This is a genomic window from Mesorhizobium huakuii (assembly GCF_014189455.1).
In the GTDB taxonomy this organism is placed as follows: domain Bacteria; phylum Pseudomonadota; class Alphaproteobacteria; order Rhizobiales; family Rhizobiaceae; genus Mesorhizobium; species Mesorhizobium huakuii_A.
On sequence record NZ_CP050296.1, the window covers coordinates 7,044,529 to 7,061,080 of the forward strand.

Genomic DNA, 16,552 nt, shown 5'->3' on the forward strand with positions numbered 1-16,552 from the left:
GCAGCGTTATAGAGGGTTTGGAGTATCAGGGCGGACACGAACGACAAATGACCTTTGTCGAAACCTCAGGATGCAACCTCTTTGCGCGGATGTGGCTGACGGCTTTCGTCGCCGCACTGGTTTGTCTTGCCGCGACGACGCTTGCACTTGCGCAGACGAAAAGCCTCAAGGGCGTGGCGCTGATCATCGGCCAGTCGAATTACCAGCACATCGCCGCCCTGCCCAACCCGGCCAATGACGCCCGCGACATGGCCAAGATGCTGACCGACCTCGGCTTCGACGCCCGCAACGTCACCGACCGCGATGCCGCCAAGCTGAAGCGCGACCTCGAACGCTTCGTCGAGGATGCCGAGGGCGCCGATGTCGCCTTCATCTATTACTCCGGCCACGGCATCGAAGCCGGCGGCGAGAATTATCTGGTTCCGGTCGACGCCGACGTCTCGTCGCTCAAGGATGCAGGCCAGGCGCTGGTGCCGATCTCCGCGGTCATGGATGAGTTGAAGAAGACCGTGCCGGTGACGATCGTGCTGCTCGATGCCTGCCGCACCAATCCGTTTCCGGCGGACGCCGTGGTGCGGCGGGCGCCGACCGCTTCCGCCGAACCCATCGGCGCCGGCGGGCTGGAACCGGTGCGCGGCGCGAAGACCCTCGCCAATGCGTCGGCGCAAGATGCGAGCCTCGGCACTGTGGTCGGCTTCGCCGCCGAACCGGGCCGCCCGGCGCTCGATGGCGCGGCCGGCGAAAACAGCCCCTATGCGGCTGCCCTGCTGCGCCACCTCGCCGCGATGAAAGGCACGGAGTTCGGCTCCGTCATGCGCATGGTGACCGAGGAAGTCTATCTCGACACCAAGGCCAAGCAGCGCCCCTGGGTCAATGAGAGCCTGCGCCGTCTGCTCTATTTCGGCGTCGCACCGCCTGAGCCGACCGGCGATGACGGGCTGATCACCGGCGAGCGGCGGCAGTTGCTTTTGACCATTTCCGACCTGCCCGACCCCAAGCGGGCGCAGGTGGAACTGGCCTCGCTGCAGGACGGCGTGCCGCTCGACGCGCTCTATGGCGTGCTCAGGGCCCTCGGCACAGACAAGATCCCCGAGGACCCGACCGACCTGCAGAAGGTGCTTGGCGCCCAGGCCGAGCGCCTGAAGAAAATGATGTCGGAACGAGCCGCACTGCGCACCGACGATCCCGAGATCAAGCGGCTCGTCGCTTCCGCCGACAAGGCCATCGGCCAGGGCGCCATGGTGACGGCGCGCAAGTTCCTCGATGACGCGGTCGGCAGGGTCGAGCAGAACAGCGGTGCGGTCGACGAGGCAGAGGAACTGGTCAGGCAGAAACGCATCGCCGACGCCGCGATCTACGCCAAACGCGCCGATGCCGCCGCATTGGTCTTCGACTACAAATCTGCCGCCAACGACTATGCCAAGTCCTTCTCGCTGGTCGAGAAATGGGACGACAAGCTGCGCTGGAACTACAAGAACCAGCAAGCCGAGGCGCTCAACTCTTACGGCTACGCCACCGGCGATCTCGACGCCTTGCAGCACGCGATCGAAGCCTATCATGTCATCCTGAACTTCATTCCCAATGGCGAGCAGAACAGGGATTGGGCGATCACCCGCAACAACATGGCGGTGGTGCTGCAGACCATCGGCGAGCGCGAGACCGAGACCGCGCGTCTCGAGGAAGCAGCACAAATCTTCCGCGATTCGCTTGCCGTCTTCGAGCGCGAGAAGGACGATCCCAACTGGGCGGCCGCGCAGAACAACCTCGCCAATGTGCTCTTGAAAATCGGCGAACGAGAAAGCGACCCGAAGCGCCTCAATGAGGCCGTGGCGGCGATGCGCGCCACGTTGGAAAAGCGCCCGCGCGACAAGCTGCCGCTCGACTGGGCCGCTTCGCAGAACAATCTCGGCCTGGCGCTCTATGCGCTCTCCGAGCGTGAACCCGCCGGCGAGCATCTGAAGGACGCGGAAGCCGCCTACCGGCTGGCATTGGAGGAATACACGCGCGAGAAGACGCCCGTGGAATGGGCGATGGTCGAGAACAATCTCGGCAACACGCTCGTCACCCTTGGCATCCAGCTCAACGACAAGACCAAGATCAACGAGGCAGCCGATGCCTTCCGCGCCGCGCTGGAGGTTAGAACCCGCGAGACCTTCCCGGTCTCATGGGCGACCAGCCGGCTCAACCTCGGCAACGCGCTGAGCGGTGTCGCCCGCTTCGACATGGGCACGGATACGCTCGAAGAGGCCGCAGCAGCCTATGACGATGCGCTGACGGTGTTTACCCGGCAGCGCTTCCCGATGGATTGGGCATCCGCCCAGAACAATCTCGGCTCGATCTACCAGACGCTCGGCCAGCGGACCCGCGATGCGGCCAGGCTCGAACAGTCGGTGGCAGCGTTCCAGGCGGCCCGGCAGGTCTATGTCAGGCGGAAATTCCCGCTCGACTGGGCCATGTGCTATTACAATCTCGGCAACACGCTGCAGCTGCTAGGCGGCGTGACCGACAAGCCCGAGCACTACAGCGAGGCGGTCGACGCCTACAGCAATGCGTTGCGCGAGTACAAGCGCGAGACAAATCCGCGGCAGTGGGCGCTCTCCCAGGCCGGCCTCGGCTCGACGCTGCACTGGTTGAGCATGAGCAATGCCAATCCCAAGATCCTGCGGGATTCGATCGCCGCGCGGCGGGCGGCACTCGAAGTGCTGACCATCGAGACCGCGCCGGTCGACTGGGCCAACGCCCAGAACGGCATCGGCATGAGCCTGCTCAACCTCGGCAATCTCGAACGGACCGGCAAATATCTCGACGAGGCCGAGGCGGCTTTCACGGCGACGCTGAAAGTGTTCACCAGGGAAAGCCAGCCCTTGCAGTGGGCCTTCGAACAGAACAACCTTGGCGACATCCACTGGAACCGCGCCAGCTATGGCGGCGGCAAGGCCGAATATCTCAAAGCCATCGAATTCTTCGAGAACGCCAAGCAAGGTTTTACCGAATCCGGCTACACCATTCCCATTCCGCTTACCGACCAGAAGATCGATCTGGTGAAAAAGCAAATCGCCAAAAAGTGAGGCTGGGACGTCTGCAACGCCCGCTTGTCTTTGTGCCGGCGTTCCGATCCCTATATGCGAATGACCGGAACCCGATGTCGGGCTCCTGGAAGGACCGCGATGATCCGATTTGCCCTGGCCTTGCTGCTGCTCGTCATTCCTGTCGCGGCCCATGCCACGGATGCCGGCTGGGCGCTGCTGCGTGATGGTGGCCATGTCGTGCTGCTGCGCCATGCCATGGTCACCGGCACCACCGATCCCGCCAATTTCGACATCGACAGCTGTGCCACCCAGATGAACCTGTCGGCGCGCGGCAAGCAGCAGGCGAGCAAGATAGGCGCCTTGTTTGCCGCCCGCGCCGCGCCGATCGAGCGCGTGCTGTCCAGCCGCTACTGCCGCTGCCTCGACACCGCCCGCATCGCCTTCGAGGCGGAGCCGGAGCTGTTCGCCCCGCTCGATCTCTTAAAGGGCGACGACGCGCAGAAGGCAGCGCAGATCGCCGCCATCATGAAGGAAATCCGCGCCTATTCCGGTTCCGACAATCTGGTCATGGTCACCCATCTGGAAGACATCGTGGCGCTCACCGGTGTGTCGCCGCGCGAAGGCGAAGCCGTGGTCGTCGAGCCGCAAGGCGATGGTCTGCGCGTACTCGGCCGCGTCACTTTCTGACCTCAGATATTTTGGTCGATGGCGCTGGAGGCAGTGTTGCCGAAACGCCACTACCGAAAGAAGCCACGAATTCGCCGCGACAATGCCGCTTGCGACAACCCGTCGCAGGCTCTATAGCCGCGCTCCCGGTCACGAGAACCGAAGCGAGCACAACGGTTGGAGCTTTCGTCTCCGCCCGTGCAGGCGGCATTGCCGCCCTGTATACGGCGCCGTTTCGGGGATTGGGATCGCGGATGTAGCTCAGTCTGGTAGAGCGCCGGATTTGGATCCGGAGGTCGCAGGTTCGAATCCTGCTGTCTGCACCACGGATAGCTCAGTTTGGTAGAGCATCAGATTTAGGTTCTGACGTCGAAGGTTCGAATCCTTCTCCATTGGCCTGATAAGCCAGCACCCTGCACGGTGTTATTCGAAAAACGGTCCGGGGACTGGAATGCTGAAGACCTGACGAACGGCCGAAGCCTTCGGGCCAAGGCCGTTTCGTAAGGTCCAACGCCATCGGCTCGCGGCCTGGCCCGCGGTGATGATCAAGGCGCAGCGTCGCCGGCAAGGGAGGCTACGGCCTCAGGCGCCCGCCTCGCTGCCCCGCGATCCGCTCCCGAAGGCCCGCCACGGGTTGATGCCACCGGTCCCCGGATCATTCGTGCCCGGACCATGACGACGTGAAACGAGAAACGAAGGGAAGATCGACGCATGAGTTGACGCCTCGCATGGGGCCATGCCCGACAGGAGTAAGACAATGACTGTTCTCGATAAGGTTCTTGGACGCGAGCGCGTCCTCGTTAGGGAAAACGAACGTGCCCTCACCCTCTACAAGGGGGAGATCAAGGCTGTCCTGCTGCCGGGCGAGCATTGGCTCGCCAACCGGCGTGGAAGCCTGGAAGTATCCCGGCACGATCTGAAGAACCCGGAATTCGTTTCGGCATACGAGAAGGCGTTGTTCGACAAGCTCCCGGATGCGGCCGCGCGTCATTTCACCGTCGTTCGCACCGGGCGCACGGACGTCGCCGTCATCGAGCGTGACGGCAATCTGCATGCCGTTCTGGCGCCGGACCGCAAGCTGGTGCTGTGGACGGATGCCGGGCCGTGGAAGGTGACGATGGTCGACACTTCGGCTGACCTTGCCATCGATCCGGCTGTCATGCGCCGGCTGGGGCAGGCCCGGAAGGCGGAATTGATGTCCGTCTACCCGGTTGTCGACGGCCAGGCGGGGCTGCTGTTCGTAGACGGTGTCCTGGTCCGGACGCTGGCTGCGGGCGTGCATGGCTTCTGGAACGTCGGGCGCATGGTGCAGATGAGGGTCGTCGACCTCAAGCGCCAGTCGCTCGATGTCACCGGGCAGGAAGTGCTGACCAAGGATCGCGTCACGATCCGCGTCAACATCGCCGCCGAATACCGGGTCGTCGACCCGGTCAAGGCGGTGAGCGCTGTGAAGGACTTCTCCGAGGCCCTCTACCGCGCACTGCAGTACGCCTTCCGCAAGACGCTTGGCGGGCTGACGCTTGACCAGATCCTTGAAAAGAAGGTGACGGTCGACGAGGAAGCCGCTGCCAAGGTCCGTACCGACATGGCCGAGATCGGCGTCGAGGTCAGCGATATCGCCCTCAAGGATGTCATCCTGCCGGGCGAGATGCGCGAGATCCTCAACCAGGTGGTTTCGGCCGAAAAGCAGGCCGAGGCCAACGTCATCCGCCGCCGCGAGGAGACGAACGCCACGCGTTCCCTGCTCAACACGGCCAGGGTGATGGCGGAGAACCCGGTGATGCTGCGGCTGAAGGAGCTCGAGGCTCTGGAAACCATTGCCGGCAAGGTCGAGCGGCTGACCGTCCACAACGGAACGGGCGGACTGCTGAACGACCTGGTCAAGCTCCGCGAGAGCTGATGCATGTCGCCCAAAAGTGGTTCCCGGTTTTGGGAAAACGACATGCATCGAAACAAAGACTAACCTGACGTAATGGGAAGGGTCGCCGGGTTGACCGGCGGCCCTTCTTGCGTTTCTTGGGCACGCTTCCCATCTGCGCCCGGACTATCAGGCCTTTTCCTGCCGGGAAAAACCGATTAGACAGCGCCCAAACTAGATGCGGACAGATTCCGCCCGCAAAGAAGGAAAAGCCCCGTTGTCCACCACGAATTCCACCACGTTCGACAAAGTCGCCAAGATCATTGCCGACACCAGCGAGATCGATATCGACACCATCACGCCCGAGAGCCACACGATCGACGATCTCGGCATCGACAGCCTCGATTTCCTCGACATCGTCTTTGCCATCGACAAGGAATTCGGCATCAAGGTGCCGTTGGAAAAGTGGACCCAGGAAGTCAATGACGGCAAGGCTTCGACCGACGACTACTTCGTCATGAAGAACCTGTGCGCCAAGATCGACGCGCTGGTCGCCGCCAAGACCGCCTGACGTCAGCTGAGCGCGCGACCTTGACGCGCTTTGCCGCCTGACCCACAAAGCCGCTCATGAGTAGCCCCCGCGACGTCGTCATCACTGGTATCGGCCTTGTCTCCTCGCTGGGAGAAGGCCCTGACGCCCACTGGCAGAAGCTGGCGCAGCCGGGCCTGCAGCCGGTGCTCGAAGCCGCGCGCTTCGCGCCCTATACCGTTCATCCGCTGCCGGAGATCGACTGGAACCTGCAGATCGCCAAGCGTGGCGACCAGCGGCAGATGGAGACCTGGCAGCGGCTCGGCACCTATGCCGCCGGCCTTGCGCTCGACGACGCCGGCATCAAGGGCAATGACGAGCTCTGCACGACCATGGACATGGTGGTGGCCGCCGGCGGCGGCGAGCGCGACGAGGCGGTCGATGCCGCTATCCTCGCCGCTTCGGAAAGCCGCAACGACCGTGACGTGCTGCTCAACGAGAAGCTGACCACCGAATTGCGGCCGACCCTGTTCCTGGCCCAACTTTCCAATCTGCTCGCCGGCAACATCTCCATCGTCCACAAGGTAACGGGCTCCTCGCGCACCTTCATGGGCGAGGAAGGTGCCGGCGTCTCCGCTGTCGAGACGGCCGCTGCCCGCATTCGCTCCGGCCAGTCGACGCACGTCCTGGTCGGCGGCGCCTTCCAGACCGAACATTCCGACATGCTGCTCGGCTACGAGCTCGCCGGCTATCTGCATCGCGGCCCCTGGAAGCCAGTCTGGCAAAGGCAGGGCGCGGAGGGCGGCGGCGTGGTCTCAGGTTCCGGCGGAGCCTTCCTGGTGCTGGAACAGCGCGAACACGCGACAAGCCGTGGGCGCAAGATCTATGCCGAGCTCGGACCGGTCGTTTCCGGCCGCGCCAGGCGGTCGCGCGGCGAACTCGACGCCGAAATCGCCGCACTGCTCGGTCAGGCGGCGCTGCCGAACGGCAAGCTGCTCGCCATGTCGGGGGCCTCGGGGGCGCATGCCGCAACATCAGCCGAGAAAGCAGCGCTCGATGCCAATCCGGCAATATCAATGCGCGGTTTCTCGACGCTGACCGGGCACATGAAGGAAGCGCAGTTTCCGTTCGCCGTGGCGCTGGCGGCACTCGCCGTCGACCGCAAGGCCGCCTACCCCGTCTTTGATGCCGCGGCCGAGAAGCCGTTCGACGGCGCTCCCGGCAGCGTCCTTGCAACGGCGATCGGCTATCACCAATTCGAGGGCATGGCGCTGGTCAAGTCAGCGTAAGGCGGCACCCGCCATGCAGTTAGAGATGAACCGCTCGAGGGCTTCCCGATGACCAATTTCAGAGATCACATGGGCAGGCCGATCGTCGCCGTGACCGGTATCGGCGTGGTGACTTCGCTTGGCGTCGGCAAGGCTGACAATTGGGCGGCGCTGACCTCGGGCAAGTCGGGCATCCACCCGATCACCCGCTTTCCGGTCGATCATCTCAACACCCGCATTTCCGGCATGGTCGACTTCCTGGACTCGAGCTCGAAGGGCGCCAGCCCCCTCACCTACGAACTGGCCGAAACCGCCGCGCATGAAGCCGTGGCCGAATCCGGCCTCGATTCCAGCGATTTCGGCGGCCCGCTCTTCCTCGCCTCGCCGCCGGTCGAACTCGACTGGCACGAGCGCTTCTCGCTCTACAATTCCGACAGCCAGGACGCTGGTGCCGAAAGGCTGCTGCGGGTGGCGCGCGGCTTGAAGGAGCTCGATATTTTCGAGACCACCCAGTTCGGCTCGATCGCCGACCGTCTCGCCGACCGGTTCGGCACGCGCGGCCTGCCGATCACCCTGTCGACCGCCTGCGCATCGGGCGCCACCGCCATCCAGCTCGGCGTCGAGGCGATCCGCCGTGGCGAATGCGACCGGGCGCTGTCGATCGGCGCCGACGGTTCGGCCACCGCCGAGGCGCTGATCCGCTTCTCGCTTCTGTCGGCGCTGTCGACCCACAACGACATTCCGGAAAAGGCGTCGAAGCCGTTTTCCAAGGATCGCGACGGATTCGTGCTGGCCGAGGGCTCCGGCGCTCTCGTGCTGGAATCGCTGGAAGCCGCCCTTGCCCGTGGCGTCAGCGTTCTCGGCATCCTGCGCGGCTGCGGCGAAAAGGCCGATGATTTCCACCGCACCCGCTCCAAGCCCGACGGTTCGCCGGCGATCGCGGCGGTTCGCGCCGCCCTTGCCGACGCCGGCCTGAGCAAGGACGAGATCGACTACGTCAACGCCCATGGCACCTCGACGCCGGAAAACGACAAGATGGAGCATCTGTCGCTGTCGACCGTGTTCGGCGAGCGTATCGGCTCGATGCCGGTCTCGTCCAACAAGTCGATGATCGGCCACACGCTGTCGGCGGCGGGCGCCGTCGAGGCGGCGTTCTCGCTGATGACGATGCGCGAAAGCGTCATTCCGCCGACCATAAACTACGACAATCCCGACCCGGCGATCGTGCTCGACGTGGTGCCTAACAAGAAGCGCAACGCCGAGGTTCGCAGCGTTCTGTCGAACTCCTTCGGCTTTGGCGGCCAGAACACTTGCCTTGTCATGGCGCGGGAACCGGTCTAAGCGAGCCACTTCCGCCAATGCATGTCGCGCAAAAGCGACTTCGGTTTTGCGAGAACGACATGCATAAAACAAAGAACTAAAGCGCGACGCGCTTTAGACCAGAACCGACAGGCCTTATGCGCGCACTGCAACTTATCGAGGACCGCCGTCTTGAAACGGTGGACCTGCCGCCCCCGCCGCCACCCGCACTCGGCGAAGTCACGCTGCGCATCAAGGCCGTGGCGCTGAACCACATCGACGTCTGGGGCTGGCGCGGCATGGCCTTCGCCAAGCGCAAGCTGCCGCTGGTCGTCGGCGCCGAAGCTTCCGGCGAGGTCGAGGCGGTCGGCCCCGGCGTGTCCAACCTGCTGCCCGGACAATTGGTGTCGATCTACGGCGCGCGCACCTGCGGCCTTTGCCGGGCCTGCCGCGAAGGCCGCGACAATCTCTGCGAACATGTTTCGGGCGTTCACGGTTTCCATCTCGACGGCTTCGCGCAGGAGAAGATCAACCTGCCCGCGCGCCTGCTCGTCCCCGCCCCGCCCGGCGTGACCGATGTCGGCGCGGCTGTGGCCCCCGTCACCTTCGGCACGGTCGAGCACATGCTGTTCGACAATGCCAGGCTGCAGCCCGGCGAAACCATCCTCGTCCATGCCGGCGGATCCGGCATTGGCTCGGCGGCCATTCAGCTGGCGAAGCGCATGGGCTGCACCATCATCACCACGGTCGGCTCGAACGACAAGATCGATAGGGCCAAGGCGCTCGGCGCCGACCATGTCATCAACTACCGCGACGATCGTTTCGAGGGCGTCGTGCGCAAGCTGACCAAGAAGAAGGGCGTCGACGTCGTCTTCGAACATGTCGGCGCCGACACTTTTGCCGGCTCGATGCTGTGCCTGAAGCGCGGCGGCCGCCTGGTCACCTGCGGCTCGACATCAGGCGTGTCGACGCAGATCAATTTGATGCAGCTGTTCCAGCAGCAGCTGAAACTGCTCGGATCCTTCGGCTGCCGCATGGAGAACATGGCCAACGCCATGCAGAAGATGGCGGCGGGACAGGTCGCGCCGGTCATCGACACCGAAGTCGGCTTCGACGATATCGACGCCGCGCTGAAGCGCATGGAAGGTCGTGACGTCTTCGGCAAGATCATCCTGCGCGTCGCCTAAGGCCTTGACTTCGGTGCTCAAGAAGTTTCGCCGCGATCTCAAATTTCGCTACGGCAGGCAGCTGCGCCAGCTGAACTACTGGCTGGTTGCCCGCGCGGCGATGATCATCATCTCGGTTCTGCGTCTGCTGCCGGTCGACAGCGCGCTGAATTTCGCCGACCGCGTTGCGCGCCTCATTGGTCCCCGAGTCGGACGCCACCAAGTCGCCATCGACAATCTGCACAAGGCCTATCCGGACAAAAGCGAGGCCGAGATCCAGGCCATCGCCTCCGATATGTGGGGCAACATGGCCCGCCTTGCCGCCGAATACATCTTCCTAGACGCCCTGTTCGACTATGACCCGGCGGCAAGCAAGCCCGGCCGCGTCGAGGTCAAGGGAACAGAGCACTTTGTCGAGATCGCCGCGGAGAAGCAGCCGCACATCGTCTTCACCGGCCATCTCGGCAATTTCGAGCTGCTGCCGGTGGCGGCGGCGACCTTCGGCATGAACATCACGGCGCTGTTTCGCCCGCCCAACAACCCCTACCTCGCCGATTACATCCTCTCGACGCGCCGATCGACCATGGGATCGCTGCTGCCGTCGATGGCCGGTGCCTCGTTTGCGCTGGCCGGGGTGCTGGAGAATGGCGGCAATATCGGCGTGCTCGTCGACCAGAAATTCTCCAACGGTCTCGACACGACCTTCTTCGGCCGCCCCTGCCAGAGCAACCGCGTGCTCGGCACCCTTGCCCGCCACTATGACTGCGACGTCTATCCGGCGCGTTGCATCAGATTGCCCGGAAACCGCTTCCGCCTCGAAATCGAAGATAAGCTGGTCTTGCCGCGCACCGCCGACGGCAGCGTCGACGTCCACGCCACCACCCAGATGCTGAACGACGTGGTCGAGCGCTGGGTACGCGAGGATCCCGGCCAGTGGATGTGGTTCCACAAAAGGTGGGAGATCAGCAACTGGCGGCGCAAGAAGCGGCCGCCGGCAAAGGCGCCTGCTGCGACCAGTTGACCACGTCCGCTGGAGTGTTTGCCGCAGCCCTTTCCGGCGGGCCTACGATCCAGACATTCGTAACTTTACTGGTCAGGGAATCTTAAACGACCGCGGTGCAGATACCCCAGGAGATGTTCATCGACTGGGATGGAGCCCGTGGCATGACGAATATCGAAATGCCGCGCGTGGATCGGGATGGCGTCGAGGATCGTTCGTTCGGCCGTTTTGGCCGGGCATGGTCGCATATCCGTCAGCATGGCTTGCTGGAGCCGTTAAGGCTCATCCGCCGACATGGCCTCGGCGCGAGCCTTGGCTTTGTCCGGCGCAACGTCAGGCATATCGTCGCCGACCGTCTTGCCCGCAAATGGGACCGCCTGCACAACGTCGATACGGCCGGCTCGATCCAGCTCGGTGCCCTCAATGTCGTCGGCCCGCACCGCGCAAGGGCAACGAAGCCGTCTGCACCTCGCCGAAAACCTTCGACTTCATCATGAAGTCGCTGCCTCGCGATCTCGGTGACCATACATTCATCGACATCGGTTCCGGAAAATCACGAACGCTGCTGCTGGCGTCGCGATATCCGTTCGCCGGGATCATCGGCGTGGAGTTCGCTAGGGAATTGGTGGACATCGCCCGGAGCAACATCGAGCGTTTCCGGGACCCGTCGCAGAAATGCCGGGCACTCAGCGTCGTCGAGGCCGATGCGGCGGCATACGATTTCCCTGAAGCGCCGCTGGTGGTCTATTTCTACAATCCCTTTTCCAAGGACGTTTTCGACATCGTCCTGAAAAATCTCGTGTCGTCGCTTGAGCGACGCCCGCGGGATTGTTTCATCGTCTATGGAAGCTCGAGCCACCGCGCCATCGATTGGGCGAGGCCCGCCATCCACGAAACCGGCATCTTCAGGCAATTGCCCGTGCCGGCGATGCCCGGTTTCCGCGATGCGATCCGCACCATCGACTATGCGGTCTTTCAGGTTCAGGCCGCGGCGTAATTTCTGTCTTTTGCTCTTTGAACGAACCGCGCAACAGTGCGCGCGGCAAACGGCGTGCCGGCGGTGAACCGCATCAGCGGGCCGAAACTGCCGACCGCGCTCGCGCCGACAAAATGCAGCCCGGGAATGCTGGATTCGAACCCTGCGGAAAGCACCGGCAGCCCCTCCCGGCGGGCAATCGCGGCAAGCATATCGGGCGCGAACAGGCCGAGCTTGGCGATATCGATCCGGTAGCCCGTGCCGAGCAGGACGTGGTCGAAGGTGGCGGCATCCTTCTCGAACCGCAGTTCGATGCCATTGTCCTTGGCAGACGCGGCGACGATCCTGCTGCCGGCATTGACCCTTATCCCATCGAAATCCGGCTTCAGCCAACCCGTCGCGCCGGCGCCGAGGCTGCGTCTGTTAAGCCCGGCCCTGGCTGGCTCCGGAAACCGGTGCACGAAGCCTGGGACTTCGACCAGCCAGGAAATCGGGAACGGGCCGACCCTGGAAGGCGATGCGAGCCGTTCCGACAGGAAGTCGCGCAAGCTCCAGCTCTGCTTTCCCGACAGCGCCCGATAGCCCAGCCAATGGATGTCGCCATGGCAGATGAGTTGGACTTCGGCGCCACTGCGCTTGAGCAGCACGGCGGATTCTGCAGGCGCTTTGCCCGCGCCCGATGACGGCGACGCGCTTGCCGCGGAAGGCCTCATAGCCAGTATGTTCACTGGCATGACTGACCAGTTCTTGTGGGATCCCGTTGAAGACGGCGGGGATCAGTTGCTGGTTCATCAGGCCGGTGGCAACGACGACGCGGCGCGCCTTGACGGCAGCGCCATCGGCCAGTGCCAGACGAAATCCACCGTTCGCCTTCTCAACACGGCCGACCCTGCGTGTATCCAGATCCGGAACCGCCTGGGCCTGGATCCATAATCCATAGTCGACGAAGTTTTCGAGCCACAGCGGTTCGCGGGGCGAGATTCCGAGGACCTTCGCGTAGGAATCAAGCGAGAGCGGACCTTTGGTGTGGCCGATATAGGTCGCGTGCCAGGGCGAACGCAGCCTCATGCCTCTCGGCATATGGTCGCGCCAGAAGGACATCGCGCCACCGAGCGTGAGCGTATCGACGCCTGCCGCCTTGAGGGCGGAAGCGGCGGCCAGCCCGAACGGACCAGCACCGATCACGGCCACCTCACAGTCGGTCCTGGGCATGAAAGCGGTCATCTCAGTGGTCTCGCCTGTCTGTTTCTGCAGCCGTGGAACTCACTCAGTTACGCGGCCGTCCTAAACATTCCCCGGTTAAGATTGCGGAAAGAGAGGCTTCCTCCGGCTATTGCTCGACTCACAAAAGCCGAAGTAGCCGCCGCGTCAGCACTCTCCAGCCCGTCAAGGGCACGTCGATCAGGCCCGGCATCGGGTCTCTTGCCTGGAATGTCGCCCAAGCCCGTACTTTGGCGAATGAGCTGAAATAGGCCCGCTTCGTCAGCCGGCCGCTTGAGATCAGTCTGCCGGCCGCCACCATGTCCCGAACCAGATACATCCACGACGTAGCAGGCCGGGCTGAGGCTGTCGGCACCGTTTGGCCCGATTTGATCGCCCAAAGCATAGCGCCGAGGTCGACGCCGGCGGCGGGGCCCAGTCCAAACCATGTCCAGGGCCGAGGATTGACGTCGAGCACCTTCATCGAACCATCGCGCGCGTCGCGCTTGAATTCGACCTCGACCAGCCCGTGATGCGCGATCGACCCAAGCAGTCGGCGCGCGGCGTCGATCAGTTGCGGTTCATCGACAACCTCCACGAACGTGCTGGTGTAACCGAAGTCGACCGGATATTGCCGCGTACGACGGGCGGTGAATTCCGCCACCGGCGCGCCCTTATTCCAGAGCGCCGCATAGGAGAACTGGCTCTCTCCTCCGCCCGGTATCATTTCCTGAACCACGACATTTCCGCCGCCGATCTCTTCGGCACCCCAGCTGTAGGCCGTCAAAAACGATGCCTTGTCATGGGTCAGAACGGCCTTGGCGCGCGCAAAACGGCTGCGCCCGCCCATGTTCGGCTTCAGGATGACGGGAAAGCGAAGGTCGGCTGCCGCTGCCTGCTCGAGCGAGGTGATCTCATAGGTCAGCGGAACGGCGAGCCCCAGTTCGCGCGCCCGGCGATAGAGCAACGGCTTTTCACAGACCCATTTCAGTTGCTCCCAGCGTGGTAGCACAACGTCGAATATGGCGGACAACTGGTCGATCGATTGCGACACAAAACGAACTTCAGGATCGCCGCCGGCGATCAGCAGGAAGCCACCCAGCCCCTGAACCTTGGCCAGATTGAGCAGGAAGGCGACGGCACCACCGTCATCGGGACCGGGCCAGGTCATTGTCCGCTGGGCATATCGCGAAAAGCTGGGCAACGGGGTGTCGTTGCTCACCAGCCAGACAGGCACTTTCTGGGCGCCGAAGCTCCTGGCCAACGCCAGCGTCCCGTGCGCCCCGCCAAGAATGAGCACCCCGGCGGACCGGTTGGGAAGACGATCGTCCATCTCTGGCTGGGGATGCATCTGTCAATTCCGGCAAACGGCACGCGATGGCAAGTTTCCCGGCGAACCGATTGACCGCCTGCAATATTTAAGCGACCTCTAATAATTCAAAGCGCCCGGTACTGCTGATTGTCCTTAGTCAGGCAATGGCATGGAAAGCACACCCCTTATCCCTCGGCAATAGCCGTCTGTATCGGAACAGGTAGAACCTTGGCCGATTGTTGTAGCCGCCAGTAGAAAGTCTCGCGCCGGGCACCGGCCCGGCAACGAGAATTCGCGCTTCAATTAATTCGTCACGACAATGCGCGTGTTGCCGAAGCCCACTTCCCGCACCATCGAATAGAAGGTCGCGGCATTGGCCGTGTGCAGCCGCACGCAGCCATGCGAGGCCGGGCGGCCGAGTTGCCTGACGGCGCCCGTCCCATGGATGGCATAGCCGCCATGGAAGAACACGGAATAAGGCATCGGCGACATGTCGTATTTGCGCGAATACCACATCCGCGCGGTCCGCTGCGGTCGGTACGTGCCACGCGGCGTGAAATAACCCGGACGCGCGGTCGATACGACCCAGCGATAAACCTCCGACCCGTATCGCACCGTCATCGTCTGCGACGACACGTCGATATTCGCTTCCAACATCGCCGCGTAACTTGCGGACGGCGTACCAAACAGCGCGGTTGCCAACATCGCCGCTGCTACGAGAAAGAACTTCCTCATGCGATCAAACCCCTTTGATTGCCCCTTGCCTGCTTGCCATCACGTTGTTTTTCACCTTTTTAATGGCACTGAACAAATAGCACACAGTCCTTGATCAATTCGCCAATCCAAAGCAGCGAATTTGAACGATTTCCCGCGATAGTTGCCGTAACGACACGTCGCAGGGACTTGATTGCCGGCGGGCTTGCAATGCAACGTCGATCGCTGCTCAACTCTACCGATGAACGAGACTCCTCCAAGCAATCGATGACAGGCGCGACGATGTCGTCGCGCTGACCGCCGACCTCATCCGTTTTCCGACCATCAACCCACCCGGCGAAGCCTACCGGCCATGCGCCGAATATCTTGGCGCGCGGCTGAGGAAGCGTGGTTTTGAAACGGAATTCATCCGCGCCGAAGGCACGCCCGGCGACACCGATCGCTACCCGCGCGTCAATGTCGTGGCCCGGTTCGACGGCCGGTCACCCGGCGCCTGCGTCCACTTCAATTCACACATCGACGTGGTCGAGGCTGGTGACGGCTGGACGGTCGATCCCTTTGCCGGCGTCGTCAAGGACGGCAGGGTCTATGGCGCGGCGCCTGCGACATGAAGGGCGGCCTGGCTGCGTCGATCATCGCCGCCGAAGCCTTCATGGACGTTTATCCCGACTTTCCCGGAGCCATCGAGATATCGGGCACCGTCGACGAGGAGTCCGGCGGCTTCGGCGGTGTCGCCCATCTGGCCGGGCTCGGCTATTTCTCCAAACCCAGGGTCGACCACGTCATCATTCCTGAGCCGTTGAACAAGGACCGCATCTGCCTTGGTCATCGCGGTGTTTGGTGGGCGGAGATCGAGACCAAGGGCGAGATCGCGCACGGTTCGATGCCGTTCCTCGGCGACAATGCGGTGCGCCACATGGGTGCCGTGTTGCAGGCCTTCGAGGACGAACTGTTCCCGGCGCTCGACCGCAAGATGACGCGCATGCCGGTGGTGCCCGAAGGTGCAAAACGCTCAACCATGAACATCAATTCCATCCATGGCGGCCAGACCGAGGATTTCCGGCCCGGCCTGCCCTCGCCCAACGTGCCCGATTCCTGCCGGCTGACCATCGACCGCCGCTTCCTGCTCGAGGAAGATCTCGCCACGGTCAAAGGCGAAGTGACCGGCATTCTCGAGCGGCTGAAGCGCGAGCGCAAAAGTTCGACTACGAGATCCGCGACCTGATGGAAGTGCTGCCGCTGATGACCGAACGCGACGCGCCGGTGGTCAAGGCGGTGGCGCAAGGCATTCACGCGATCTTCGACCGCGAGCCCGACTACGTCATCTCGCCCGGCACCTATGACCAGAAGCACATTGCCCGCATCGGCCACATCTACGACTGCATCGCCTATGGGCCCGGCATTCTCGACCTCGCCCACCGGCCGGACGAGTGGGTCGGCATAGCGGACATGGTGGAATCGGCCAAGGTAATGGCGATCGGCCTCAACGTGCTGCTGCGCGGCACAACCGAATGATCGGCCTGCGGCGCAAAAAC

General features: G+C 63.3%; 14 protein-coding genes, 2 tRNA genes and 3 pseudogenes. 15 read left to right on the top strand and 4 right to left on the bottom strand.

Annotation, left to right across the window (positions count from 1 at the left end; genetic code table 11):
* Positions 1-47: 47 nt before the first annotated feature.
* From HB778_RS34455 to HB778_RS42010, 12 genes are all read left to right on the top strand, one after another.
* A complete protein-coding gene (locus tag HB778_RS34455) occupies positions 48-3,068 on the top strand; it encodes a caspase family protein (RefSeq protein ID WP_183460360.1) in 3,021 nt (1,006 codons plus the stop codon).
* Positions 3,069-3,167: 99 nt separating this feature from the next.
* Positions 3,168-3,716: a histidine phosphatase family protein gene (locus HB778_RS34460; RefSeq protein WP_183460362.1), complete on the top strand. Its 549-nt coding sequence runs from the start codon at positions 3,168-3,170 to the stop codon at positions 3,714-3,716.
* 229 nt (positions 3,717-3,945) lie between these two features.
* Positions 3,946-4,021 (top strand) — tRNA-OTHER (locus HB778_RS34465).
* A gap of 2 nt (positions 4,022-4,023) precedes the next feature.
* A tRNA-Leu gene (locus HB778_RS34470) sits at positions 4,024-4,091 on the top strand.
* A 361-nt stretch (positions 4,092-4,452) separates the two neighbouring features.
* Complete coding sequence (locus HB778_RS34475; protein ID WP_183460364.1) at positions 4,453-5,595, top strand: slipin family protein; 1,143 nt, start codon at positions 4,453-4,455, stop codon at positions 5,593-5,595.
* A 235-nt stretch (positions 5,596-5,830) separates the two neighbouring features.
* A complete protein-coding gene (locus tag HB778_RS34480) occupies positions 5,831-6,124 on the top strand; it encodes an acyl carrier protein (RefSeq protein WP_027029416.1) in 294 nt (97 codons plus the stop codon).
* Positions 6,125-6,180: 56 nt separating this feature from the next.
* Positions 6,181-7,371, top strand: a complete 1,191-nt coding sequence (locus HB778_RS34485; RefSeq protein WP_183460367.1) for a beta-ketoacyl-ACP synthase — start codon at positions 6,181-6,183, stop codon at positions 7,369-7,371.
* A 48-nt stretch (positions 7,372-7,419) separates the two neighbouring features.
* Positions 7,420-8,691, top strand: coding sequence for a beta-ketoacyl-ACP synthase (locus HB778_RS34490; RefSeq protein ID WP_183460368.1), 1,272 nt, complete (start codon positions 7,420-7,422; stop codon positions 8,689-8,691).
* Between the two features lie 116 nt (positions 8,692-8,807).
* Positions 8,808-9,836, top strand: a complete 1,029-nt coding sequence (locus tag HB778_RS34495) for a zinc-binding dehydrogenase (protein WP_183460369.1) — start codon at positions 8,808-8,810, stop codon at positions 9,834-9,836.
* Positions 9,837-9,849: 13 nt separating this feature from the next.
* Positions 9,850-10,836, top strand: coding sequence for a lipid A biosynthesis lauroyl acyltransferase (locus tag HB778_RS34500; RefSeq protein WP_183460370.1), 987 nt, complete (start codon positions 9,850-9,852; stop codon positions 10,834-10,836).
* Between the two features lie 143 nt (positions 10,837-10,979).
* On the top strand, positions 10,980-11,312 hold the full coding sequence (locus HB778_RS42005) for a hypothetical protein (protein ID WP_244661745.1): 333 nt from the start codon (positions 10,980-10,982) through the stop codon (positions 11,310-11,312).
* A complete protein-coding gene (locus tag HB778_RS42010) occupies positions 11,309-11,812 on the top strand; it encodes a class I SAM-dependent methyltransferase (RefSeq protein WP_244661746.1) in 504 nt (167 codons plus the stop codon). The genes HB778_RS42005 and HB778_RS42010 overlap by 4 nt, the downstream gene beginning before the upstream one ends.
* On the opposite strand, the gene HB778_RS42015 is transcribed toward HB778_RS42010, so the two are convergent.
* The 4 genes and pseudogenes from HB778_RS42015 to HB778_RS34520 all read right to left on the bottom strand — a co-directional run bounded on the left by HB778_RS42015 (position 11,797) and on the right by HB778_RS34520 (position 15,038).
* Positions 11,797-12,438 (bottom strand): hypothetical protein, encoded by a 642-nt coding sequence (locus HB778_RS42015; protein ID WP_244662031.1) that lies wholly within the window; start codon positions 12,436-12,438, stop codon positions 11,797-11,799. The two genes, HB778_RS42010 and HB778_RS42015, sit on opposite strands and share 16 nt — an antisense overlap.
* Before the next feature lie 43 nt (positions 12,439-12,481).
* Positions 12,482-13,015: pseudogene (locus tag HB778_RS42020) on the bottom strand (NAD(P)-binding domain-containing protein); the annotation flags it as partial.
* A gap of 118 nt (positions 13,016-13,133) precedes the next feature.
* Positions 13,134-14,342, bottom strand: a complete 1,209-nt coding sequence (locus HB778_RS34515; RefSeq protein ID WP_183460371.1) for an ATP-grasp domain-containing protein — start codon at positions 14,340-14,342, stop codon at positions 13,134-13,136.
* A gap of 264 nt (positions 14,343-14,606) precedes the next feature.
* Complete coding sequence (locus tag HB778_RS34520) at positions 14,607-15,038, bottom strand: L,D-transpeptidase (protein WP_095199830.1); 432 nt, start codon at positions 15,036-15,038, stop codon at positions 14,607-14,609.
* A 440-nt stretch (positions 15,039-15,478) separates the two neighbouring features.
* Between HB778_RS34520 and HB778_RS43195 the strand changes: the two genes are divergently transcribed.
* The 3 genes and pseudogenes from HB778_RS43195 to HB778_RS42030 form a co-directional block, all read left to right on the top strand.
* Positions 15,479-15,628, top strand: a complete 150-nt coding sequence (locus tag HB778_RS43195) for a hypothetical protein (protein WP_348524658.1) — start codon at positions 15,479-15,481, stop codon at positions 15,626-15,628.
* 41 nt (positions 15,629-15,669) lie between these two features.
* Positions 15,670-16,149: pseudogene (locus HB778_RS42025) on the top strand (peptidase dimerization domain-containing protein); the annotation flags it as partial.
* Positions 16,098-16,532, top strand: a pseudogene (locus HB778_RS42030) (M20/M25/M40 family metallo-hydrolase); the annotation flags it as partial. The pseudogenes HB778_RS42025 and HB778_RS42030, both read left to right, overlap by 52 nt.
* Positions 16,533-16,552 lie beyond the last annotated feature (20 nt).